At 71.2% G+C, this 23,211-nt stretch carries 20 protein-coding genes; 10 read left to right on the top strand and 10 right to left on the bottom strand.

Going from position 1 to position 23,211, the window contains the following annotated elements; translation table 11 throughout:
* Positions 1 to 126 precede the first annotated feature (126 nt).
* Positions 127 to 1,371 carry a DUF4190 domain-containing protein gene (locus A8W25_RS33575; RefSeq protein WP_067163613.1) on the bottom strand — a complete coding sequence of 415 codons (1,245 nt, stop codon included), beginning with the start codon at positions 1,369 to 1,371 and terminating at the stop codon, positions 127 to 129.
* 129 nt (positions 1,372 to 1,500) lie between these two features.
* Between A8W25_RS33575 and A8W25_RS21020 the strand changes: the two genes are divergently transcribed.
* The 6 genes from A8W25_RS21020 (at position 1,501) to A8W25_RS20995 (ending at position 7,202) form a co-directional block, all read left to right on the top strand.
* Positions 1,501 to 4,101 carry an ATP-binding protein gene (locus A8W25_RS21020; protein WP_067163611.1) on the top strand — a complete coding sequence of 867 codons (2,601 nt, stop codon included), beginning with the start codon at positions 1,501 to 1,503 and terminating at the stop codon, positions 4,099 to 4,101.
* Complete coding sequence (locus A8W25_RS21015; RefSeq protein ID WP_067163610.1) at positions 4,098 to 4,535, top strand: roadblock/LC7 domain-containing protein; 438 nt, start codon at positions 4,098 to 4,100, stop codon at positions 4,533 to 4,535. The genes A8W25_RS21020 and A8W25_RS21015 overlap by 4 nt, the downstream gene beginning before the upstream one ends.
* A gap of 25 nt (positions 4,536 to 4,560) precedes the next feature.
* A complete protein-coding gene (locus A8W25_RS21010) occupies positions 4,561 to 4,974 on the top strand; it encodes a DUF742 domain-containing protein (RefSeq protein ID WP_067163608.1) in 414 nt (137 codons plus the stop codon).
* Complete coding sequence (locus tag A8W25_RS21005; protein ID WP_067163607.1) at positions 4,955 to 5,548, top strand: GTP-binding protein; 594 nt, start codon at positions 4,955 to 4,957, stop codon at positions 5,546 to 5,548. Before A8W25_RS21010 ends, A8W25_RS21005 begins: the two co-directional genes overlap by 20 nt.
* Positions 5,549 to 5,656: 108 nt before the next feature.
* Positions 5,657 to 6,067 carry a roadblock/LC7 domain-containing protein gene (locus tag A8W25_RS21000; protein ID WP_067163605.1) on the top strand — a complete coding sequence of 137 codons (411 nt, stop codon included), beginning with the start codon at positions 5,657 to 5,659 and terminating at the stop codon, positions 6,065 to 6,067.
* Positions 6,068 to 6,188: 121 nt separating this feature from the next.
* Positions 6,189 to 7,202 carry a DUF6397 family protein gene (locus A8W25_RS20995; protein ID WP_079126300.1) on the top strand — a complete coding sequence of 338 codons (1,014 nt, stop codon included), beginning with the start codon at positions 6,189 to 6,191 and terminating at the stop codon, positions 7,200 to 7,202.
* Positions 7,203 to 7,261: 59 nt separating this feature from the next.
* Here A8W25_RS20995 and A8W25_RS20990 read toward each other — a convergent pair whose 3' ends face one another.
* On the bottom strand, positions 7,262 to 8,395 hold the full coding sequence (locus A8W25_RS20990) for a hypothetical protein (RefSeq protein ID WP_067164310.1): 1,134 nt from the start codon (positions 8,393 to 8,395) through the stop codon (positions 7,262 to 7,264).
* A 168-nt stretch (positions 8,396 to 8,563) separates the two neighbouring features.
* Positions 8,564 to 11,002 carry a discoidin domain-containing protein gene (locus A8W25_RS20985; protein ID WP_234386515.1) on the bottom strand — a complete coding sequence of 813 codons (2,439 nt, stop codon included), beginning with the start codon at positions 11,000 to 11,002 and terminating at the stop codon, positions 8,564 to 8,566.
* 332 nt (positions 11,003 to 11,334) lie between these two features.
* On the opposite strand from A8W25_RS20985, the gene A8W25_RS20980 reads away from it, so the two are divergent.
* Positions 11,335 to 12,690: a glycoside hydrolase family 18 protein gene (locus tag A8W25_RS20980; RefSeq protein WP_067163602.1), complete on the top strand. Its 1,356-nt coding sequence runs from the start codon at positions 11,335 to 11,337 to the stop codon at positions 12,688 to 12,690.
* Positions 12,691 to 12,795: 105 nt separating this feature from the next.
* Here the strand turns inward: A8W25_RS20980 and A8W25_RS20975 are convergent, their stop codons facing one another.
* From A8W25_RS20975 to A8W25_RS20965, 3 genes are all read right to left on the bottom strand, one after another.
* On the bottom strand, positions 12,796 to 14,238 hold the full coding sequence (locus tag A8W25_RS20975; RefSeq protein ID WP_079126216.1) for an MFS transporter: 1,443 nt from the start codon (positions 14,236 to 14,238) through the stop codon (positions 12,796 to 12,798).
* Positions 14,225 to 14,911: an SDR family oxidoreductase gene (locus A8W25_RS20970; RefSeq protein ID WP_067163598.1), complete on the bottom strand. Its 687-nt coding sequence runs from the start codon at positions 14,909 to 14,911 to the stop codon at positions 14,225 to 14,227. Before A8W25_RS20970 ends, A8W25_RS20975 begins: the two co-directional genes overlap by 14 nt.
* A 219-nt stretch (positions 14,912 to 15,130) precedes the next feature.
* Entirely contained in the window at positions 15,131 to 15,619 is a 489-nt protein-coding gene (locus A8W25_RS20965) for a hypothetical protein (RefSeq protein WP_067163597.1), read from the bottom strand.
* A gap of 147 nt (positions 15,620 to 15,766) precedes the next feature.
* Between A8W25_RS20965 and A8W25_RS20960 the strand changes: the two genes are divergently transcribed.
* Both A8W25_RS20960 and A8W25_RS20955 read left to right on the top strand, forming a co-directional pair.
* Positions 15,767 to 16,330 (top strand): TetR/AcrR family transcriptional regulator, encoded by a 564-nt coding sequence (locus A8W25_RS20960; protein ID WP_067163595.1) that lies wholly within the window; start codon positions 15,767 to 15,769, stop codon positions 16,328 to 16,330.
* A 138-nt stretch (positions 16,331 to 16,468) separates the two neighbouring features.
* Positions 16,469 to 18,022 carry an MFS transporter gene (locus A8W25_RS20955; protein WP_067163594.1) on the top strand — a complete coding sequence of 518 codons (1,554 nt, stop codon included), beginning with the start codon at positions 16,469 to 16,471 and terminating at the stop codon, positions 18,020 to 18,022.
* 57 nt (positions 18,023 to 18,079) lie between these two features.
* On the opposite strand, the gene A8W25_RS20950 is transcribed toward A8W25_RS20955, so the two are convergent.
* The 4 genes from A8W25_RS20950 to A8W25_RS20935 form a co-directional block, all read right to left on the bottom strand.
* Positions 18,080 to 18,973, bottom strand: a complete 894-nt coding sequence (locus A8W25_RS20950; RefSeq protein ID WP_067164306.1) for an RNA polymerase sigma-70 factor — start codon at positions 18,971 to 18,973, stop codon at positions 18,080 to 18,082.
* A gap of 13 nt (positions 18,974 to 18,986) precedes the next feature.
* On the bottom strand, positions 18,987 to 19,901 hold the full coding sequence (locus A8W25_RS20945) for an NAD-dependent epimerase/dehydratase family protein (RefSeq protein ID WP_067163592.1): 915 nt from the start codon (positions 19,899 to 19,901) through the stop codon (positions 18,987 to 18,989).
* A 90-nt stretch (positions 19,902 to 19,991) separates the two neighbouring features.
* Complete coding sequence (locus A8W25_RS20940; RefSeq protein ID WP_324616258.1) at positions 19,992 to 20,762, bottom strand: serine hydrolase domain-containing protein; 771 nt, start codon at positions 20,760 to 20,762, stop codon at positions 19,992 to 19,994.
* Between the two features lie 136 nt (positions 20,763 to 20,898).
* Positions 20,899 to 21,990, bottom strand: coding sequence for a phosphatidylinositol-specific phospholipase C domain-containing protein (locus tag A8W25_RS20935; protein ID WP_234386514.1), 1,092 nt, complete (start codon positions 21,988 to 21,990; stop codon positions 20,899 to 20,901).
* 373 nt (positions 21,991 to 22,363) lie between these two features.
* Here A8W25_RS20935 and A8W25_RS20930 point away from each other — a divergent pair, with 373 nt between their 5' ends.
* A complete protein-coding gene (locus A8W25_RS20930) occupies positions 22,364 to 23,185 on the top strand; it encodes a neocarzinostatin apoprotein domain-containing protein (protein ID WP_067163589.1) in 822 nt (273 codons plus the stop codon).
* Positions 23,186 to 23,211: the final 26 nt, after the last annotated feature.

Genomic DNA, 23,211 nt, shown 5'->3' with positions numbered 1-23,211 from the left:
CCATCAGGTTGACAGACTGCAACAGCGTGGCAACCGTGGGTTGTGCGCTGCAAGCCATGGCCAGATATTCACCCGAAGTGATGACCTGCCCGTGCCCAGGGGGTACCGCGGGTACGGATACCCCTCTCAGACCTCCTTGGAACCGTCGCCTCCGGTTCCGGTTCCGGAGCCCGGCCCGTCCTCGGTCCCGCCGCCGTCCGTACCGCCGTCGGCGCCGCCCGTACCGCCGGCGCTGTCGCCGGAGTCGGTGCTGGGCGGGGTGGTGGCCAGCCGCAGGGAGCGCCGGGCCTCAACCTCCGTGGACCGGCGCAGGGCGCGGTCGGCCGCGCCCGAGTGGAGGTAGAAGGCCTCGGCGTCGGCGGCCCCGGCCGCCTTCGCCCACTCCTTGCCCGCCAGCTCGGCCTCATCGGCGCGGGCGCGTACCTTCGCCTCCGCGGCGGCGGGCCAGTCGCGCCCGCGCAGCCGGACGCTCTCCTGCGCCAGCACCTGGGAGACCTGCCCCGCCCACTTCTTGAAGGCGGGCAGATCGTCCTCGACCCTGTCCCGGTCGGGGCCGGCGGCCAGCGCCCGGTCATAGGCGTTGGAGGCGCGCAGATAGGTCATCTGGTCGGCGTCGAGACGGCGGGCGTCATTGCGCACCGAGCCCCTGAGCTTGCCACTCGTGGTGGCGAAGGAGCAGGTGACCGAGTGGTCGCCGAGCCGCCAGCTGCGGCTGCTCGGCGTGTAGTAGTACGACTCGGCCTCGACCGGCAGCGCCCAGCCGTCCATCGCGTACTCCTGCTCGACGGCCCAGCACTTGCGGTCGGCCAGCGCGGTGATCGCCTTGTCGCCGGGGAAGGAGGAGCCCTCCAGCTTGAAGGAGCCGGAGACCTCGCCGTCGTGCGGCTTGTCGCACGACAGGATCCTCACGTTCACGACCTCGCGCTCCAGCTCGCCGCCCGGGACGTCGAAGCAGTCGCCCTTGCGCAGGTCCATGGTGCTGCGGGTGCCCCTGGCATCGTCGATGCCGTCGCGGAACCCGTCCCAGAACGCGCTCAGCGCACCGCTCACGACGAGGACGACGGCCAGGACCGTACTGATCGAGGAGAGCACCACACCGGTGATGGCCATGCCCTTGCCGCGCTGGCCCCTCTTCCTGATCCGCCCCAGGGCGACGGCGCCCAGGACCAGGCCGAGCGGCGGCACACAGCAGACGATGCCGGTGACCAGCGAGGCGATGGCCAGACCGCTGGTTTTGGCCGGCTCCTGGAACGGCTGCGGATACGGGTACCAGGGCTGCTGCGGTCCGGGATAGGGCGGCGGCCAGCCGGGGCCGTGGCCCTGACCCGGCTGCGAAGGCGGCTCGGGCGCGGGCGGCGGCGGTATGTCCACGGGTGGGGCTCCTCGTCGAGGTCAGGCGAACTGCTGCGCGAATCGTACGCGGGCGCGGGGAGGGCGGGGGCGGGCCCGGCCAGCGCCCGCGCGGAGAGAGGGGAATCGGGGGAGCCGGCGGAGTCAGCGATGCGCGGGCGGCTGCGTCCCACGACCGTCCGGGCCAAGATCGTGTCGCTGCTGATGGTTCCGGTCGTGTCGCTCCTCGCCCTCTGGGGGTTCGCCACCGTCACGACCGCGCAGGACGTCTCGGCGCTGCGCCAGCTGCGCCGTGTCGACGAGCAGGTGCGTACGCCGGTGGCCGCAGTGGTCTCCGAGCTCCAGGCGGAACGGCGCGCGGCGGCACGGTACATGGCCGCCCCGGCCGACGACCGAGCGGCCGCACTCACCCAACAGGCGAAGAGAACCGACGGCGCGCTCGATCAGCTCCGCCTGGGGGACAAGAACACCGTCGCCGACGGCGGCGACCTTCCGGGCGACGCGGCTGGCCGGTTGCGTCGGTTCGTGGCCCACGCCCAGCAGCTGTCGGACCTGCGCGCGAAGGCCGTTGGCCGGAAGGAGAGCTGGGACGCCGTCTACCAGCAGTACACCGACACCATCGCTCTCGCCTTCGATGTGACCGGCGCGCTCACCGGTATGAAGGACGGCTCACTCGGCTCCGACGCGCGCGTGGTCAACGAGTTCAGCCGTGCGGCGGAGATGCTCGCCCGTGAGGATGCCCTGCTCGGTTCGGCCCAGCTCGCCCACACGTTCACCTACGCCCACCACACCGCATTCGCCGGTGCCGTCGACTCGCGCCGTACCCTCACCGACGCTGCCACGGCTGACCTGAGCGGCGCGGAACGCGCTGCCTGGCGCACCCTGAGCGGTCAGCCCGCGTACACCGCGCTGCGCGCCGCCGAGGACAAGGTGCTGACCGCCACGCCCGGACGCGACGCGGCCCAGCCCGTACCGGCGTCCTCCTGGGACGACGCGTTCACCACGGTGCAGAAGGGCATGCGCGGGATCGAGTCCGGCGCCGCGCGCGACGTCGTGGGCCGCGCCGATCCGTTCGCCCGGGGCCTGTTCACCCCGGCCGGGGTGGCCGTGCTCTTCGGGTTGGTGGCTGTGGCCGCCTCCTTGGTCATCTCCGTCCGCATCGGTCGCGGTCTCGTCGTCGAACTGGTCAGCCTTCGCAACACGGCTCTGGAGATCGCCCGGCGCAAACTCCCGGCCGCCATGGGTCGGTTGAGGGCGGGCGAAGACCTGGACGTCGAAGCCGAAGCGCCCCGGGGTCCGGCGTCCGAGGACGAGATCGGGCAGGTCGGTGAGGCGCTCGGCACCGTTCACCGGGCCGCGCTGGCCGCCGCGGTGGAACGCGCCGAACTCGCCAGCGGCATCTCTGGTGTCTTCGTCAACCTCGCCCGCCGCAGTCAGGTCCTCGTCCACCGGCAGCTCAACCTGCTCGACAGCATGGAACGCCGCGCCGAAGACCCCGGGGAACTGGGCGACCTGTTCCGCCTCGACCACCTCACCACCCGGATGCGACGTCACGCGGAAAGCCTGATCATCCTTTCCGGAGCCGCCCCAGGGCGTGCCTGGAGCGTGCCCGTGCCGCTCACCAGCGTCGTACGAGCGGCGGTGTCCGAAGTCGAGGACTACGCGCGCGTAGAGGTGCGACCCCTTCCCGAGGCGGCCGTCACCGGAGGAGCCGTCGCCGACCTCACCCACCTTCTGGCGGAACTCGTCGAGAACGCCGCGCAGTTCTCACCACCGCATACCAAGGTGCGCGTCAGCGGCGAGCCTGTCGGAAACGGCTACGCGCTGGAGATCGAAGACCGCGGCCTGGGTATGGGCCGAGAGAGCCTGGACGAGGCCAACCACCGGATCGAGCACTCCGAAGCCGTCCACCTCTTCGACACCGACCGCCTCGGCCTGTTCGTCGTCAGCCGGCTCGCCGCACGGCATGGCATCAAGGTCCAGCTGCGCACCTCACCGTACGGCGGCACCACTGCCGTCATCCTTCTGCCCACGGGGTTGCTGGACAGCTCCGTCACCGCCGTCGTGCGCCAAATGGCGCGGTCCGGCACCGACGCAGAGCGTGTGCCCCTTGCCAGGTCAGCCCTTGCCGAGTCGGGCGCCGAGCACGACGACCGGGTGCCCGGGGCCGCGCGGCAGGAACGCCTCGGACCGCTGACTCCGGCGCCGGGCTATCGGCCCGAACGGGCAGACAATGATCTCCCCGAACGCCCCGCGACAGCCGTCTCCACGACCTCTCCCACGACTCCCTCCATGGAGCCGAACGTGGTACGCTCCGCCATCGTCGCCCCGCCCGACACTCCCTCCACGCGCGCGATGACCGCGCCCGCGACGGACCCCACGCCACCGCCCGGTGTCGCCACACTGCGTCAGCGGGCCCTGACGGTGGCTCCCGACAGCGCTCATGGGGACGGACTCCCGCGCCGCGTACGCCAGGCGAGCCTGGCCCCCCAACTGCGCGAAGCCCCCACCGAGGAGCTCCCGGCCGACGAAGCCGCCGACACCCGCACTCCGGAGCTGGTCAGGGACCGCATGACCGCGTACATGGGCGGCTGGGCCCGCGGCGGCGCCTCCCACAGAGGCGAATCCCGTACCGGCGCCGCCGAAGAAACCGCCCCTGCGGGCGGCCGTGACACCGATCGCACCACCACCGGCACTCTTGCCGCCGAAGGCGCCGGCGACGATCACACGAGCGAAGGAGACCACGCATGATCGACCACCAGAGGCTCGACTCCCCGCTCCGCGCCGGGGAGGTCGACTGGCTGCTCGACGACCTGGTCCTGCGGGTCCGAGAAGTCCGGCACGCCGTCGTACTGTCCAACGACGGACTGGCCGTCGGCGCGTCCAACGGCCTCAGCCGCGAGGACGCCGAGCATCTCGCGGCCGTCGCCTCGGGGTTCCACAGCCTCGCCAAGGGAGCCGGGCGTCACTTCCACACCGGCGGTGTGCGACAGACGATGGTCGAGATGGACGAAGGTTTCCTCTTCGTCGCCGCCGCCGGGGACGGCTCCTGCCTCGCGGTACTGAGCACCCTCACCTCGGACATCGGGCTCATCGCCTACGAGATGGCCCGCCTCGTCAGGCGTGTCGGCGAGCACCTGCACACCCCGCCCCGACACACCGCGCGGCCGTCGGCCGCCGGTTGACCGGACGACGAGGGACGCACCACCCATGACCGAGCACGAGGAGGCCGCCCCCAAGCCGGCGGGAGGCCGCTGGTACGACGCCGACGCCGGCCCACTCGTCCGCCCCTACGCCATGACGGGCGGCCGCACCGAACCGGCCGCCGGTGGCATCCGACTCGACTTCATCGCCCTGGTCTCGATGGCCGCCGACGCCCCGGGCGCCGCTGAGGAATCGTTGCTGGGGCCCGAACACCGGTCCCTGCTCGCCCTGTGCCGGACGGAAACCCAGTCGGTCGCCGAGCTGGCCGCCGACTCCGACCTGCCCGTCGGGGTCGTCCGGGTCCTCATCGGCGACCTCCTCGAAGCCGGTCACATCAGCGTGCACCGGCCCGTACCGCCGGCGCAGTTGCCCGACGAGAAGATCCTGAGAGAAGTGATCGATGGCCTCCGAGCACTCTGACCCCACTCCCGCACTCGCGCTGAAAATACTGGTCGCGGGCGGATTCGGGGTCGGCAAGACCACCCTCGTCGGCGCCGTGAGCGAGATCCGGCCCCTGCGCACCGAAGAACTGCTCAGTGAGGCGGGCGAGAGCGTCGACGACACCGACGGCGTCGACCACAAGACGACCACCACGGTGGCCATGGACTTCGGCCGCATCACCATCCGGTCGGGTCTGTCGCTGTACCTGTTCGGCACCCCTGGGCAGGACCGCTTCTGGTTCCTGTGGGACGAGCTGTCGCAGGGCACGCTCGGTGCGGTCGTCCTGGCCGACACCCGTCGCCTGGAGGACTGCTTCCCCGCCGTCGACTACTTCGAGCACCGCCGCATTCCGTTCGTCGTCGCCGTCAACTGCTTCGCGGGCTCGCGCGCCTACGGCGCCCACGAGGTCTCCCAAGCCCTCGACCTCGACCAGGGCACACCCGTCGTGCTGTGCGATGCCCGCGACCGCGACTCCGGAAAGGAGGTCCTGGTCCGCCTCGTCGAGTACGCCGGGCGCGTTCACACCGCCCGGCTGCTCGACTCGGTCGGCTGAGCGGTGCCGTTACCGCGGGGAACCCCTCCTTGCCCCCACGCGAACCATGGGTAAGGCTTGCCGCAGACCTGGGGGGAACGGGGAACACATGAGTGGGGTGAGGCTGTAATGGCGCTGAACAAGGAACTCGACTGGCTGCTCGACGACCTGACCAAGCGGGTCGAGCACGTGCGGCACGCCATCGTCCTGTCGAACGACGGTCTGGTCACCGGTGCCAGCGCCGATCTGCCCCGAGAGGACGCGGAACATCTCGCCGCGGTGTCCTCGGGCCTGCACAGCTTGGCCAAGGGGTCCGGCCGCCACTTCCAGGCCGGCCGGGTGCGACAGACGATGGTCGAGTTCGACGAAGCGGTTCTCTTCGTCACGGCGGCGGGCGACGGGAGTTGTCTGTGCGTGCTGGGCACCGCCGAGGCGGACATCGGCCAGATCGCGTACGAGATGACGCTGCTGGTCAATCGGGTCGGTGAGCACCTCGGCGTCGCGGCCCGTCGCCCCGGGCCCCCGGTTTCTGGCCGCTGAGCAGCGGTTCTGCGGCGCAGACGGTCCCGCTGGCGAGAGTTATCCACAGGCCCAGCGGGATGTCCGCACGCAGAGCTACGGTCGTCACCGAGAGTATTCGCAACTCGCGGGGGAGGACCTCATGACCACCACGACCACGACCGAAGTGAGCGGAAGGACAGTCGCCTTGGGCCGAGCGGCCCAGCAACTGGATCTGAAGCGGGGCGAATTCGAGCTGGCTGTCCAGCTCGGCCATGTCCGCACCACGCGGGAAGACCTGAGCGCGCGCCCACGGGTCCCGCAGGAGGAGATCGAGCGGATCCGCTCGGCCGAGGGCTTTCCGGAAGCCCTGCGTGAACGAGTCCGCGTGGTGGGCACGGCCGAGGCGTCGCAACTGCTCGATGTTCCCGCACACCGCTTCACGCGGCTCGCCCGCGGCGGCCACTTCACGCCGGTCAAGTGCTATCTCAACCGCTACCGGGCCGTCGTGTGGCTCTACCTAGCCGAGGAGGTGACCGACCTGGCCCTTCGGTATCCCGAGTTGCTCACCGATCGACAGCTGCCCAAGGAGACGCTGGTGCGGCTGGGAGCGGGAGAGGACCGGCGGCCGCGTAACTGGCGTGGTCGCCGCGCCGCCATGCTGCTGCGGCAGACCGAGGATCCCTGGGAGCGTGCCGCAGGCATCGCCGCCGCCCTGGACCCCGCGCATCTGTCAGAAGTGGTCACAGACCCGTACGAGCGGGCCTATCTCAGCCGGCTTCGGCCCGAGGCGATCCGGGTCGGCCCGGATTCGCCCGCCGCTCGGGAGGTCATCGAGCGGCTGCAACTGGCCCAGGACCTGGACGAGGTCCTGTGGTACCGCATGGATCTCGCCCAGCACCTGAGCATCGCCCGCTCCACCCGTCCGGCGCCGCGGCCGGAGAAGGAACGCCCCGCGTTCGCTGCGGTGGGCGCCGCGCGTCCGGTCCACGTCCCCGCACCGACTTCTCCTCCCGGACAGGTGGAAGGCAAGCAGAGCGAACCCACGGGGAGGCCACTTGGGCCGGTCGGAGTCGAGCGGGTGCAGCCGAGGGCCGGCCGGGGACGGCTGAGGCGCGGCCTGGCACGTCTGCGGCGGCCCAGGGCCGCCGCCCGATCGGCGACCACCACGCCCTGACCTCGGTGGCAGCGATGACACAGACAGGGTTTCTGAAAGGGATCAGGGCTGCGGTCGGGTCAGCTCTGCACCGAATGCTGTGCGGTGGCCGGAGGCCGCCCTCGGCGCCCGCGTCCGCGCCTGCGGGTACGGTCCCGCTGCGGCCACGCCAGTACGTACGTCGTGGAGATCACGACGAACGCGAGACGGATCAGGCCTCGTGTCGAGTCGTCCGGGACGACGAAGACGCTGCCGTACAGGGCGATCAGTGCGAGCCAACTCCACCACGGCACCAGTCGGCGCTGCCCGATCACATCCCAGAGAAGTGTGCCGAGCAGGACGGACGCGGTGTAGTACGTGTAGACGCTGGGGTCCAGGACGATGCGGGCGTTGGCACCCAGCAGCACGACGGCTGTCCAGCGTTTGCGCCAGACCGCGATGGCGCCGAGCATCAGGCTCAGCGCGGCTTGGGCGGGGCGGTCCCAGCCGGGGGTCTCGGCATCGCCGACGCCCAGCCAGCGCAGCGCGGACGCGGGTTGGTTGGGTATCGCGAATCCGGTGGCGGCGAAACTGTCCGCGTTGCCGATGAAGAACGGCAGCCAGGCCACGGCGACGAGGCCCGCGCACCACAGCCCGGCCCGCAGCCACGACTGTCTGGGCAGCGCGAAGAGCAGCATGGCGAAGCCCAGCGCGGTCGGTTTGGAGTCCATGGCCAGGGCGAGCCAGATGCCTGTTCCGGCCGCGTTGCCACGGGTGACCGCCCGCACGGCGAGGGTGGTGAAGAACAGCGTCAGCACATCGTCGAGGTGGCCGAACCGGACCGAGACCTCGATCCACATCGGGATGAAGGCCAGTCCGGCGATGAGGACGCGCCGGCGCAGTCTCTGGTGGTTGGTGCCCGTGCCCAGGAAGTGCCAGGCGGCGCTGCGGCCGACCAGCACCACGATCACCAGGCCGAGCACCGACATCAGCGCCGCGGCGAGGAACTGTCCGGTCGAGTCGGGGAACGGGTTGAACAGCCCGGCGATCAGAAAGCTGACCGGCCCCATCTGGAGCTCGGGGTGGTGGGCGTACAGGTTGAGCCCGCCGTCACCGGACGGCCCCTGGTAGATCAGCTCTCCGCCGGTGCGCAGGTAGTGCCAGGAGAAACCGCCGTTCGGCTCCACCACGGCGAACCAGAGAACGGTCCATGCGGTGAGCAGCACGAGGTGCATCCGCTGGCTGATGGCCGGCACGTGTGTTCAGCTCCTGTTTCCCCGCCGGGTACGTCGACAGCTCGCAGGGGCCTGCGGAGCCCGGCAGGGAAGACGGGAGTCCCGGACGACTCGTTCATCGGGGGACGCATGTGTGCTTCCCCCCACACCCGAAGGGTGACGAATGGGTCAGCCCACACTGATCACCTTGGCGACACTCGGTACGCCGTCTGTATTGAGGGCGAACAGAAGATACGTGCCGGGGAGCGCGACTCCGGGGTCGCTCGGGACGGAGAGTTCGTAGGAGCCTTCGCCGACCTGCCGGTACGTCAGCGGAACCCGGCGCTGGTCGTTGTCGGTGGAGTGGGTCGCGGCCCCGGAGCGGACCAGGGCGAACGCGCTGACGGGCGAGCCCGTGGAGACCGGCAGCGTCGAGCCGAGCGCCACATGGCTCGGTGGGGTGCTGGTGATCACGGGCCGGGGTCTCTCGCTGCCGTCCGGATTCAGCAGGTAGGGCGGGGTGAAGATCGCGCCGTCCAGGTGGTTGGTCGCGCAGTCGCCGCAGAGTCCGCCTCCGCCCGAGAAGATCCGTCCGTCGGGCAGCAGGTTCACGGTGCTGTGGTAGTTGCGGGGCACCGCCATGGTGGCGAGTGGTGTGAAGCGACCGGTGCCCGGATCCCAGATCTCCGGGGTCATGACCGACTTGGCGTCGCTGAACGGCACTGGGGTCTCCTGGCCGCCGAAGACCGCGACCTTTCCGTCCGGCAGCACCACGCTGTTGCTGAACGCCCTGGCGGCGGCCATGTCGCCGGTGCGGGTGGCCGTGGGCCGGCCGCCTCCGTTGAGGTCGACCGTGTAGGCGCGGCGGGTGGCGGGGGTGTCCTGGTAGGCGGGCGCGCCGCCCAGGGTGAGCAGCTTGCCGATGTCGTACGAGACGGCGTTGCCGTTCATCGCGTCCGGGCTGTCGGCCCGGGTGCCGGCCGGGGTGATGCTGCCGGTGCCGTCGGTGGTGATCCAGTTCATCTGCTTGCTGGGGCCGAGCTGGAGGACGCGGCCTTGGGAGGCGGCGTGCAGCCACATGTGGTTGTCGGCCCGGTAGGCGCCTTTGGGGTCGGAGGTCATCGCGCTCTCGGTCGGCACTCCCGGGAGTCTGCGCCAGGTGTGGGTGGCAGCCGACCACACTTCGCCGTCCCTGGGGCCGTCTCCGCCGCTCCAGGACCCGCCGAGGACGAAGGCGTCACCGTTGGAGAGCAGCGTCATCGCCTGGTAGCCACGGGCGATGTTCATATCGGCCGTCGAGGACCAGGTGTCCGTACGGGGGTCGTAGATGCTGGCGCGGGAGGCGTTGCTGCCGCCCGTGACCAGCACCCGCCCGTCGGCGAGCATGGCGATGCCGGGGCAGAACATGTCGTGGCCGGTGTTGTCGACACGGCGCTGGGTCACGCGGCCGGTGGTGAGGTCCATGACGGCGGTCTGGGTGTAGCCGTTGCTGCCGCCGTACCGGTCGACGGCGTAGGCCGACCACGCCAGCAGCTTGTTGCCGGGCAGGACGGCGGTCGCGACCGGCACCAGGGGGAATCCGGTGACCGGGCCCCAGGAGCCCGCCACGGAGGGGTCGCCCGGGCCGCTGAGCCGGATCTCGGCGGCGGAGCTCCAGGGTCCCCGCTGCCCTGCCTCACTGAGGGCGACGAGCCGTACATAGCGCGCGGAGACGGCGCGGGTGAACGTGGCGGTCTTCGTGGTCGCGTCGTCCCTCCAGTGGCCGCTCGCCACCGGCGCGTCGAACGAGGTGCCATCGAGGCTGGTGGAGACGGTGTACGTGCCGATGCGGCCGTTCACGCCGGTCTGGCGCGGCTGATAGGTGAGCGCGGAGACGGTGGTCGTGCGGTGCATGTCGATGACGAGCGCGTGCGGGAGCCTGACGGTCTTCGGCGACCATCTGCTGTGCCAGAGAGTGGTGGGATCCCCGTCCAGGACGTTGGCGGCGCGGTCGTTTCCCTCGGCTGTCTCCTCGTCGGTCGCGGAGGCTGTCCAGCCGTCGACCGGTAGGAAGGCGGTGGACGGCGCCCGGAGGCCGGGGTCGCCCAGGAGCCGGACAGTGGCTCGGGAGGCGAGGGGCTCGGGCGGGGAGCTGGGGGCTGTTCGCTCCGTTCCGGCGGCCCAGCCGTTGCGGCCACCAGCCGCCGTGGTGGCCGAGAGCCGTAGGTAACGGGTGCCCTGAGCCGCGAAGTTGAGGGTCTTGGCGGTGAAGTCGTCAGCCAGGGTTCCGGTGGCGACAGGTTTGGTCCATTGCCGCCCGTCCGTACTGAGGCGGATGGCGTACTCGGTGACACGGCTGCCGCCGACGTCCTTGCGCGGTTGGTAGACGAGCGCGGAGACAACGTCCGTCCTGTGCATGTCGATGGTGAGGGAGGTGCCGCTCGCGGTGACACTCCAGCCGGACCCGTCCAGGACGGGCGCGGTGGGGCGCATGGCGTCGGCCGGTGTCACTCCGTGGTGGGGAGACATCGGAGCGGCGTTGAGGTCGACCACCGGGGGAGTGGGGCGTCGGCCGCCGACCGCGGCGTCGCTCGGCGCCAGCGGCAGCAGCGCGGCGGTCGTCGTGGCCGTCGCGAGCAGAACGAGCACGCGAGGTCTGAGGCGGGTGAGACGGAACGACGTACGCGAGAACCGGAATGTCACATGAGCCCCCCGGCTGAGATGTGGCGGTAATGGTCCGGCTGAAACTAGGACATCTGGATGCCATGTCAAGGTCGGCGACGGAATTGCCCCCGGGATTTGGACAAGTTCCCGTTCAGGAGCAGCGGGTGGCCCACCCTTGACCCTTGATGGTCCAGACCAATAGCGTCGCGGGCGTACGCGCACCGCACGTCTCTTCGCACCCTTCTTCGCACCCCCGGACACCGTCCGCGCACCCTTCGGCAGACGAATCCATCCGCATACGTACAGAAGAGAGCCTCATGCGTCGAAGACTTCTCGGCAGAGCGGCCGTCACCGGCTGCGCCCTCGCCCTCCTCGCCGCGATCGCCCCGGCGGCGTCGGCCCACGATGCCCACGGCACGGAACAGGCCATGGGACCCGGCTCCGGCCACGGAGTCTCGTACAAGAAGGTCGGCTACTTCACCCAATGGGGCGTCTACGGGCGGAACTTCCAGGTGAAGGATCTCGACACCAGCGGTACCGCCGACAGGCTGACCCACGTCAACTACGCCTTCGGGAACGTCTCGGCCGACGGCAAGTGCTTCACCGGCAACGTGCCGGGCGAGGCCGACGCCTGGGCCGACTACGTCCGGCCGCTGGATGCGGCGAGCTCCGTCGACGCTACGGCGGACACCGCCGGGCAGCCGCTCGCGGGCAACTTCAACCAGCTGCGCGAGCTCAAGGCCAAGCACCCCGGGCTCAAGGTCATGATCTCGCTGGGAGGCTGGAGCTGGTCCACGCACTTCTCCGACGCTGCTCGCACCCCGGAATCGCGCAAGGCGTTCGTCTCCTCCTGCATCGACCTCTACATCAAGGGCAATCTGCCGGTGGACGGGGCGAGGGGCGGAGCGGGTGCCGCCGCCGGGCTGTTCGATGGGGTCGACATCGACTGGGAGTGGCCCGGCTCGGCGGGGGACACGGACACGGTGTTCCGGCCGGAGGACAAGGGGAACTTCACGGCACTGGCGCATGAGTTCCGGACGCAGCTCGACGCGTACGCGCGCTCGCAGAGGTCGCGCAGGCACTACGAGCTCTCGGCGTTCGTACCGACCGCGCCCGCCAAGATCGACGCGGGGTTCGAAGTACCCAAGATCATGCGGGACTTCGACTTCGTCAACCTCCAGGGATACGACTTCCATGTCTCCGGGGAGGCGACCACCAACCAGCAGTCGGCGCTCTATGCCCGCGGCGACTTCAGTGTGGACGCAACGGTCGACGCATGGCTCCGGCGCGGTGCGCCCGCGCGCAAACTCGTCGTGGGCATACCGTTCTACGGGCAGGGCTGGACCGGTGTGACAGGGGGCGGTGACGGCCTCCACCAGCCGGCGGCAGGCCCCGCCGCCGCCACCTGGCAGGCGGGGTACGAGGACTACAAGGTGCTCAAGAAGCTGGCCGGATCCGGGGTGTACAAGGTCTACCGCGACCGTGGGGCCGGGTCCGCCTGGCTCTTCGACGGCACGACGCTGTGGACGTACGACGATCCGCAGGTGCTGCGGACCAAGACGGCGTACATACGCGGCCGGGGGCTGGGCGGGTCCATGGTCTGGTCGCTGGACGGCGACACGGCGAACGGCGAGCTGATGGCGGCCATCGACCGCGGGCTCTCCCACCGGTGAGCCACCCGCCGGGCGCGGTCCGAAGGGGGGACCACGCCCGGCCGGGCACCCTCGCAGGTGGGAGGCTGTGGACCAGGCACTGGCCCCGAACTGCCTGGACGGGTGCTAGCCCGCCGCCTCGTACACCGCCACGCCCGCACCGCGGCGGCCCGCGAGGGCCAGCAGGGCGACGCCCGTCAGGGTCCCGGCGACGAGCACGGTCGCCCCGGTCCACGCGGCGTAGCCCACCGCGTCCGTGAAGGCCGCGCCCGGGTTCTTGGCACCTGCCGCCAGGCGGTCCGTGAAGTGGGAGGTCATCAGGGTGCCCAGGATGCTGGTGCCCAGGACCGCGCCGACCTGGCGGGCGGCGTTGACCGTGCCGCTCGCCTCGCCCTCGCGGCCGCGCGGCACATGGCTGACGCCGAGTGCGGTGGAGGGCGCGTTGGCCAGTCCGCAGCCCAGGCCGAAGACGACGAGGGCGGCGGCGTACCCGGTGAAGGTGTCGCCCGGCTCGACCGTGGCGAACAGTCCCGCACCGAGGGCGGCCAGGAGGAGCCCGGCGATGATCAGCGGCCGGGGACCCCACTTGCGAACGAGCACGCCTGCCACGACCGACGCGGCGATGAACGTGCCGAACTCCGCCAGGAGTTGGATGCCGACCTCCAGTGCGCTCAGACCGCGCACCCGCTGGAGCCACAGAACCTGCAGAAGGGTGACCCCGACGAAGCCGAAGAGGACGGTGGCGGCGAGCAGCAGGGAGGCGCTGTAGGACGGGTCGCGCATCAGACGCAGGTCGACCATGGGGTGATCGCGGCGCAGTTCGACGGCGACGAAGACGCCGAGGAGTACGAGTGCTCCGGCGAGTGAGGAGAGTGCGCGGGCGGAGGCGTAACCGTGGTGGCCACCGTCGATCAACCAGTAGATGAGCAGGGCGAGTCCGGCTGTGCCGAGTATCTGGCCGGCCCAGTCGGGTCGGCCGCCGGGAACGCGGGACTCCGCCACCCAGGTCAGGGCCACGAGGACGGCCAGGGCGCCGAGCACGAGGTTGAGCCAGAAGGCCTCGTGCCAGGTCCACCACCGCAGTGCGAGTCCGGCGGTGAGCGGGCCGATCGCCAAACCGAGCCCCGAGGCCGCGGCCCAGGCGGAGATGGCGCCCGCCCGGCGGCGCGGGTCGGGGAAGGCGTGGCTGACCAGCGCGAGCGAGCTCGGTGTGATGAGCGCCCCGCCGAGGCCCGCGAGGCCCTGGCCGGCCAGGACCGTCGGCAGGTTGGTCGCGAGGACGAGGACCAGTCCTCCCGCGCCCATCGCCACCGCACCGGCGAGAAAGACCCTGCGGCGGCCCCATCGGTCCGAGAGGGCGCCGGCGCCGAGGACGAAGGAGGCGACGACCAGGGTGTACATGCTGGGCACCCAGACGAGGTCGGCCGGGGCGATGCCGAGGTCGTCCTGGACGGCGCTGAGGGTGCCGATGGTCTGCGTGGTCTGGAGGAAGACGGTGAACAGGCCCAGACAGGCCGCCACCAGGGCGGCCATGGGGCTGCCCTTGGAGCGGAGTTCAGCGCGTGGCATGCGGTACTCCCGAGAGCGTGGCCTTGACCTGGCGGGTGATCTCGTCGGCGAGTACTTCCTCCCGGCCCGCCTCGACCGCGTCGAGCACTTGGTGGGCGACGTCGACGGGGCTCGTCTTCGGCTGGTCGACGCCCGCCGCCATGTCGGTGTCGATGAAGGCCGCGTGTACGGCGACGGTCAATGTGCCCTGCGGGCGCAGCTCTTCGCGTATCGCGTTGGTCATCGAGAGGGCGGCTGCCTTGGAGACACCGTACGAGCCGACCTGCAGCAGGGTGTGCCAGGACAGTACGGAGAGCATGTTGACCACGGCGCCGCCACCGTTCTCGGCGAGTACGGGGGCGAAGGCGCGGCACATCGCGAGGGTGCCGAACAGATTGGTCTCCAGCTCCGCCCTCGCCCCTTCGAGTGAGTCCGCGCCGATCAGGGAACTACCGCTCAGAATCCCCGCGTTGTTGAGGAGAAGGGAGGTGTCGGAGCAGCGTTCTGCGGCCGCGGCGACCTGGGCGGGGTCGGTGATGTCGAGGGCGATCGGGGTGAGGCCCGGGTCGGTCACCGTACGCGGATCGCGCGCCGCCGCGTAGACGGTCTTGGCGCCCCGCTCCAGCAGGGCGAGGGCGAACGCACGCCCCAGCCCTCGATTGGCGCCGGTCACGAGCGCCGTGGTGTCGCGCATGCGTGTCTTCTTTCGGGAGTCGTGGAAGGCCGTTTGACCCGGAGACGAGTGAGTTGGAAATCTGGACTCACCATAGCGGAGTGGGTTGGATATTCAAATGGAGGAGGTTTCCCGTGGGTGCGGTTCGGCTGGTGGATGCGAGGGGGGTAGGGGAGAGGCCTGTGGCGGGTCAGGCGCGGTTGAGGGGGAGGTCGATGTGGTGGTGCGCGGGGACGGCGGTCAGGTCGCCGCCTCGACCTCCAGGTAGCGGTGGCGCCGCGCACCCCGGTATTCCAGCGCCTCCCAGCCCAGCGGACGCAGTGCGTCCGCACAACGGCGCAGTGCTTCGGGTTCCTCCTGGGCGGCGCCGCTCCCGGCAGGGCCCAGCCACTCCACGCGGACGACCGCCGGCTGGTCGGCCGGGCCCACTCGGTAGCCCGTCGCGGTTCGCTCTCCGGCGGCGCCCACGGTCGACGGCGGAATGCCTGCGGCCTCCAGTGCCAGGGCGATGGCGCGCACCATCTGGTTCCGCTCCCAGGAGGCGGGTGCGGAAAGCGGGTCGGGGTGCCCGGTGTTCATCAGGCGGCGGATCTGTAGCAGCCCCTCGAAGGCGACCCGTACCGCGGCCTCCCGCTGGGCGGGTGGTTCGGTCGGTGCCGGGCCGTCGCCGGTCGCCGCCTCGAAAGCCGCTGCCGGGGCCCGCTCGCCGTGCTCTTGGGGAGGCGTCACCGTGATCCCTTCTCCGGGTGCCGGGGAGGGCAAGTGTCGCCGAATCGGCGCGGCGCGTGGAGCCTGCGGGTTGCGAGGGCATCTCGGTGAGTAAGTTTTGCGCCATGTGAGACAAATTTGTATCATGTGAGGCATGGAGGGATCGTCATGCTGAAAGAAGAAGCGCTGCTCGATGCGGCAGCGCGCGTACTCGCGGACAATCGCGGTGCCTCGCTGGTCCAGGTCGCCACCGGGATCGGCATCAGCCGCGCGACGCTGAGCAGGCGCTATCCGACTCGGGAAGCGCTGATCAGGGCCGTCGCCGCGCGGGCCATCGAGGTCATCGACGAACGGCTGGCCGCGACCGACCTGCCCGACGACGCGGACGCGGCCGCCTTCGATGCCTCACTCGAACGGTTGATCGCGGACCTCGCGCCGGCCGTGGACCTGTACGGCTTCACCGCCCACGACGGCCTCGTCCTCGCGGATCCCGTCTTCCGGGCCGGCCTGGAGGGGCACGACCAGCGGGCGCTGCGCTTCGTGACCCTCGGGCAGCGCCTCGGGCGCCTCCGCGGCGACCTGCCGCCGTACTGGATCTGGTACATGCTGTGGGGACTGCTCGACGCGGCCGCCGAGGGCGTCCGTGACGGCCATCTCGGGCATCGGGAGATCCGCCGTCTGGTCGGCACGGTGTTCCGCAACGGTGTGGAACCGCCGGACGCCTCGCCCTGACAACAGCGTCCCCATTGACCCGTGTCGCCCGGCGGCACCTCGTGGGCCGGTGCGGCCTTCGCACCGACCACTTCCGGCGAACCACTTCCAACGAACCGCTTCCTTGCAGCTATAGCTCCAGCTCCGAACGGAACCCCCATGTACGCCCCTGTCTCCCGGCCCGCCGCCGACCTCACCGAGCGCCTGGATCCCCGGCGTTGGATCGTCCTGACGATCCTCTCCGGGAGCCTTCTGCTGATCGCCATGGACACCACGATCCTCAACGTGGCCTTCCCGTCGCTGGTGGCGGACCTCCAGCCCGGCTCGGTCGAACAGCTCTGGATCATCGATGTCTACGCCCTGGCCCTCTCGGGCCTGCTCGTCACCGCAGGTGGCCTCGGCGACCGCTGGGGGCGCAAGCGCCTGCTCCTGGTCGGCTTCGGGATCTTCGCGCTCGCCTCGCTGCTCGCCGTGTTCGCCACCGAGGCCTGGCATGTCATCGGCGCGCGAGCCCTGCTCGGCGTCGGCGGCGCGGCGATCATGCCGTCCACGCTCTCGATCCTGCGGGACGTCTTCACGGACGCGCGCGAGAGGGCGTTCGCGTACGCGGTGTGGGCCGCGGTCCTCGGCGGCGGAATGGCCCTGGGGCCGATCATCGGCGGTCTGCTCGTCCAGGACCACGGCTGGCAGTCGGCGTTCCTGCTCAACATCCCCGTCGCGGCGCTGGTGATCGGGTTCGGCCTGTGGTTCCTGCCCGAGTCGCGTTCCGCGCGGAGCGGCAAGTGGGACTGGTGGGGCGTGGGGCAGTCGATCGTTGGCATGCTCGCCCTCGCGGGCGGGATCAAACAGCTCGGCAAGAGCGGTGTCGACGACCCGTTCCCGTGGATCCTGCTGGCCGTCGCGGCGATCTCCCTGACCGTGTTCGTACGCCGGCAACTCCGCCTGGAGGTGCCCCTCCTCCAGGTCCGGCTGTTCGCCAACCGCTCCTTCAGCCTCGCCGCCACCGCCATCTTCCTCGGCATGGTCGGCATGGGCGCGGTGCTCTTCCTGGTGACGCAGTGGTTCCAGTACGCGCAGGGGTACACCCCGTTGCAGGCCGGTGTGCGGCTGCTGCCCGCGCCGCTCGGCCTGATCGTCACCTCGATGACCACGCCCGTGCTGATGCAGCGCTTCCCCATCCGGCATGTGATGGGCGCCGGACTGGTCGCGATGGCGGCGGGGCTCGCCCTGCCCTGGGTCGTCCAGCAGTTCGCGACGGTGGGATACCCGGCCTTCGGCACAGCCCTGGCGGTGCTCGGACTCGGCGTCGGTGTGGCCACCACGGTGGCGTCCGTGACCCTCATGGCCGCCGCGCCCACGGACGACGTGGGCGGAGCGGCGGCGATCGAGGAGACCTGCTACGAACTGGGCGCGGCCATGGGCGTGGCCATCCTCGGCAGCCTCGCCACCGCCCTGTACACGGCCGGGCTGCCCTCGCTCGACCTGGCAGGGCCGGCCGCGGACAAGGTGCGTGACTCCGTCGGCGAAGCCGCGCACATGGCCGACGAGATAGGCGGCCCGGCCGGCAAGGCGCTGCTCGACACCGTCTCGTCCGCCTACAGCGCGGCGGTGACGCCAGCCTTCCTGGTCGCCGCGGGTCTCGCGCTCGCCGCCGCCGCGATGGTCTGGGCGTGGATACCCAGGGACCTGCGCCCCACGGAGAACGCGCACTGAGGCGCACTGACGCGCACTGACGCGCACTGAGGCAGCGGGCCCTCGCCCTCGGCCCGGTCAGTCGCCGTGGCCGGGCCGCAGACCGGCCAGCTTGTCGGGGTTGAACTGGAAGCACAGCTGGTGGATGCGTCCGTCCAGCAGGTCGAAGCAGAGCGCGCCCACCGGGCGGCCGTCCACGTGGAGGAGCAGGCCGCGCTCGCCGTTGAGGAGCGCGGGCCGGACCCTCAGGGCTTCGACACCCGGCTTGGCGAGGACGCCGAGCACCCAGCGGGCCACATGGTCGGCGGTGTGCACCGGCCGGCGGGCGGCGGTGACCTTGCCGCCGCCGTCCGACCAGGCGGTCACATCGGGGGCGAGCAGTTCCATCACGGCGTTGAGGTCGCCGCCCTGGCAGGCGGCGATGAAACGACGGGTGACCAGGGAGCGCTGCTCCGCGTCGGTGTCGTACCGGGGGCGTCGCGCCTGGACGTGCGCGCGGGCGCGGTGGGCGATCTGACGGATCGTCGGCTCCGGGCGGTCGAGGACCTCGGCGATCTCCGCATGGCTGTAGCCGAAGACCTCGCGCAGCAGGAACACCGCCCGTTCGACGGGGCTGAGGGTTTCCAGGACGACCAGCATCGCCATGGAGACGGTGTCGGCCAACTCCGCCTCCTCGGCGATGTCGGGAGTGGTGAGCCAGGGTTCGGGCAGCCAGGGGCCGACGTACGCCTCGCGGGTGACCGCGGCCGAGGTGAGCCGGTTCAGCGAGAGGTTGGTGACCGTGCGTATGAGATACGCCTTGGCGTGCCGGACCCCGCTCCGGTCGGTCTGGGACCACTTGAGCCAGGTGTCCTGGAGGATGTCCTCGGCGTCGCTGACACTGCCGAGCATGCGGTAGGCGGTGGCGAACAGCAGGCGTCGGTGTTCGTCGAACGGGTCGGGGGCGGCGTCTTCGGCGGTCGCATGGATCACGGCGGTCAGGCTGTCAGACACCCAGGGTGCGGGCAAGCGAGCGAACCCCTTCGACGCTGTCCGCCTGGCTCGGCTGCCAGCCCAGCTCTTCCTTGGCCTTGCTGCTGTCCAGACGCAGATTGGTCGCCATGACGGTGTGGGCGAGCGGGGCGGCCCTGAGCAGCCACAGCGGGACGCGCAGGGGAGCCGGTGCGCCGAACGCCTCGGCGACGGCGCGGACATGGGTGCCGAAGCCGGTCGGCAGATCGTCGGCGATGTTGTACGCCCCCGAGGGGCGGCCGCGTTCGACGGCGGCCGCGAGCGCGCGGGCCGCGTCGTCCACGTTCACCCACGCCAGCTGCCGGCCGTGGTCGGCGACGACCGGGAGCCTGCGCTTGCGCAGCATGGTGAGAATGGTGGTGTCGGTGACGTCCTTGCCGTAGAAGAGGCCGAAGCGCAGGCTGACCGCGTCGATCCCGTCGGCGGTGAAGGCCAGCTCCTCCTTGGCGCGCATGGCGCCGACGTGCTGCTCCAGCCAGGCGTTGGTCCCCGCCGGGCCGAAGCGTGTGCCGTCCTCGGTGAGGGGCCGGGCGCCGTGGTCGCCGTAGCCGTAGCCGAACATCATGTTCTCCAGGACGATCCGGCGGGCGCCGGTGGCCCGGGCGGCGGCCAGCAGGTTGGCCGTGCCCTTCACCCGCAGGGCGTTGGTGCCCGCCATCTCCTGGTGGCGGATCAGGGACGTGCCCTGGAGCGCGGTGGCGGCGTGGATGACGACGTCGAACGCCATCCCGTCGACCGCGCGCAGCACCGCGTCCCCGTCAAGCAGGTCCGCCCGTACGGTGTTGGACGCGCCGCGTCCGAGTCCGGCCACCTCGTGGCCCGCGGCGGTCAGCTCCCGCACGGCCCGCTGCCCCAGCACCCCGCTCGCCCCTGCCAGCAGAATCCTCATCGCCTTGTCTCCCTCTCGCGTTCCTGCCGTGGTGATGCTCATGGGACAAGCGGAGGCGCGCGGACGTGACAGGCCGAAAGGTGACCTGCGTCATACCTTCAGGTGATCGATTCCGATCCTGTCGGTGGCGTCGGGGTCGCCGCCGAGCCGGTGGACGAGGACCCAGGTGCCGTTCGGCAGGGCGCCCGCGAAGACGGAGGCGTCCTTGGTCGCCCCGTTGTGCCAGAGCAGGCGCCCGGCCCGCTGCCAGGACGGGGCGGGCTCGCCGAGGCGGCGTTCGACGAGCAGCGAGGTGACCAGCTGGGAGGCGGCGACCGGGGTGGCCCACAGGCCTCCGGCCGGGAGGATCGCCCCGGTCATGGTCCACGGTCGGACGGGGCGGCCGAAGAGCCCCCGTGCGACCAGGCGCCGCTCCGGCGCCGGGGTGGAGGTGACGTCGGTGAGGTCGATCGGGCCCAGTACGTACTCGCGGAGCAGTTGCTCGTAGGGGGCGCCTCCCGCGGCGGCCAGGGCCGAACCGAGCACCGCGTAGCCGAAGTTGGAGTACTCCTCGCGCTCTCCCGGCGGTGTGGTGGCCAGGGTGTCGAGGCGTCGGACCAGGGCGTCGAGCGCCTCGGCGTCGAACGGGGCATACGGGTCACGGCGGTTGAGGCCCGGAGGCAGCCGGGGCAGGCCGGAGGTGTGGGCGGCCAGATGCCGCAGGGTGATGCCGGCGCCCGCGGGTGCGGGCAGAAAGCGTTCGATCGGATCGTCGAGCCCGAGCGCGCCCGCGACGGCGAGGCGGACCAGCAGGGTGCCGGTCAGGGTCTTGGTCAACGAACCTATCTGGACGAACAGTTCGGGGTCATGGCCGTGCTCCACGCGAGGCGGGGCGGAGCTGCTGAGGACGCAAAGGGGTACGGGGCGCACCCTTCCATGATCACCGACGCCGGTCCGGCGGTGTGCGGCGGGGCCGCCCGGCATGGGTGGGGCGGCCCCGGTGAACTGCTGCCCGGCGTCAGCCTCGGGGCAGCGTCAGGCCCTGGACCTGGGGAAGCGCGGTCCAGTCGTTGGAGGCGATGGTCGCGTGGGACTTGGCCAGCAGGGCGATACGGGCCTGGGCGTCGGCCGGGGGCGGGTTCTTGCCGTCCAGGGCCGGTGCGACGCTGTGGGCATCGGTCATCACCAGCAGATAGTGGCGGGCGTCGTACCAGGCGGTGTCGATCGTGCCGTTGAGGTAGGTGGCGGCGTCACCGTCGAACAGGACGAACCACGGGCGCAGTGAGGCGTCCGCGTAGCGGGTGCGCGGGTCGCCGGGCCGGGCGCCGTGGACCGTGGGGAAGATCTGGGCCTGGGCGGTGCGCCCGGCGGAGTGCAGATCGCGCAGATACGTCGCGTACTCCTTGTCGGTCCACAGGGTGTCGGTCGGATTGCCCTCCTCGACCGTGCCGGGGATGATCTCCAGGATCACCTTTCCGGCGAGCTGCTCGCGGGTGGGCCAGTTCCCGGCCGTGGCCGCCTCGTCGAGGGTGGCGTACTGGCCGCCGCCCGGCTTGGCCAGCAGGTCGGCCGGGCGGAAGACGGCCGAGCCGAGGTGGGCGCTGATCGCCTGGTCCAACTGGGCCGGGCCGAGGCCGAAGCGGGACTGGAACCCGGCCTTCATCTCCAGCTTGATCATGAGTGGGCCATGCCCGGGGTGGGCCGCGAGCCAGACCCGTACGTCGTCCAGACAGCTCTCCAGGTTCTTGTTGGCGCTGCCGGAGTAGAGCTGGGCGGGTGTGCTCGCGTTGACACAGTTGTTGCTGTTGCCCAGGGGGTTGGAGTGGCTGACCTTCCACTCCTTGGTGATGAAGTCGTCCCACACATCGAGCTCGATCATGGAGGTGCCGGTGTCGAGCGCCTGCGCCAGATAGCGGAAGGCCGCCGGGTCATAGGTGTTGTGCAGGCCCGACGAGGTGGCGCCGGACAGCGGCAGGCTCTCGCCCGCGGCGGCGGAGGCGCTGGAGCCGCCGCCCGCGCCGACGAGCGCGAGGCCCAGGCCGATGGCGACGGCACCGGCCAGCGCGGAGCGCAGGCGGGTGACGGGGCGTCTGGGCAGGGATTCCGGCACGGGGACCTCCTGTGGGGGGCGACTGTTCGTCGGACGGTGACAGCAGAGTGTGAATCGACGGAGTCATGACAAGCAAGACGAGGTGCATTCCGGTTGTCACCGACGAAACCCGCGTCGGCGGAAGGGCATTGGCCGACGCCCCGTCCTCGGCCGTTCCGGCCACGGTCGTCCCGCGCTGACCGAAAGGTGCTCTGGCCGCCACCCGGTCCGCACGCCAGGATGCTGTCCGGCTCGGAGCCCGCGCTGTCCCTGGGCGAGGTGCCCGGGCCGGATGCCGGACTCAGTGAGCCGGTCACGGTCACCGAACTCCCCGACGGTCGGCTGCATGTACGCGAAACCCGCACATCCCTCAACCGGCTGGGAGGCCGAGTCCATGACCCGTACCGCACTCCGCACCAGACGGAGACGCGCGCTCCTCGGCGCGGTCGCCGTCTGCGGCACCCTCGCGCTCGCCCTCGTCGGCGCGCAGCCCGGCTCGGCCGCCCCCGCGCCCGACGGGCCCACCCTCAAGGTCGACCGGACGACCGGCATCCGCGACGGCGACATCGTCAGCTTCGGGATCACCGGCGGCCCGCCGAAGGAGTACGTCTGGGTCGAGCAGTGCGTGGCCACCTCCGGCGGGGGCACGGCGTGCGACGAGAACACCGGGCGGCAGTTCCGGGTCTACCCCGACGGCACCTATCAGCTCTCGCCCAAGAAGCTCTACACGATCCTGGACACCCCGGCCGGACCCGTCGACTGCCGGACCGCGACCGCCGCCGACAGGTGCCTGCTGGCGCTCACCGACAACGCGGGCGCCGTGCTCACCACCGTGCCCCTGAAGTTCCTGCCGCACGCGCCGCTGGAGGCGCGGCCCACCCTGCGGGCGACGCCGAACAGCGGGCTGACGGACGGGCAGAGCGTCCATATGAGCGGACAGCGGTACGAGCCGCAGTACCACATCCCGGTCCTGGAGTGCCTGGCCGGCGCGACGGACACCTTCGCCTGCCGCCCGGGCAGCCGTCCGCCCGCCACCACCGACCAGGGCCGGATCGACCAGGACCTCACGGTCTCCGTCGCCTTCACGACCATCGACGGGCGCGCGGCCGACTGCCGTAAGGACAACTGCGAGCTGGTCGCCTTCGCCTCGCGCTACCACGGCCCCTCGACGGTCCGTACGCCGATCGGCTTCGCCGCCACGCCCGCCGCGCGCTGATCGGGCCCGGAAGGGCCCGCGGAAGT

Source organism: Streptomyces sp. ERV7 (genome assembly GCF_001653515.1).
Taxonomy (GTDB): domain Bacteria; phylum Actinomycetota; class Actinomycetes; order Streptomycetales; family Streptomycetaceae; genus Streptomyces.
Note: the sequence above shows the minus strand (reverse complement) of the source record. Positions and strands in the feature narration are given on the sequence as shown.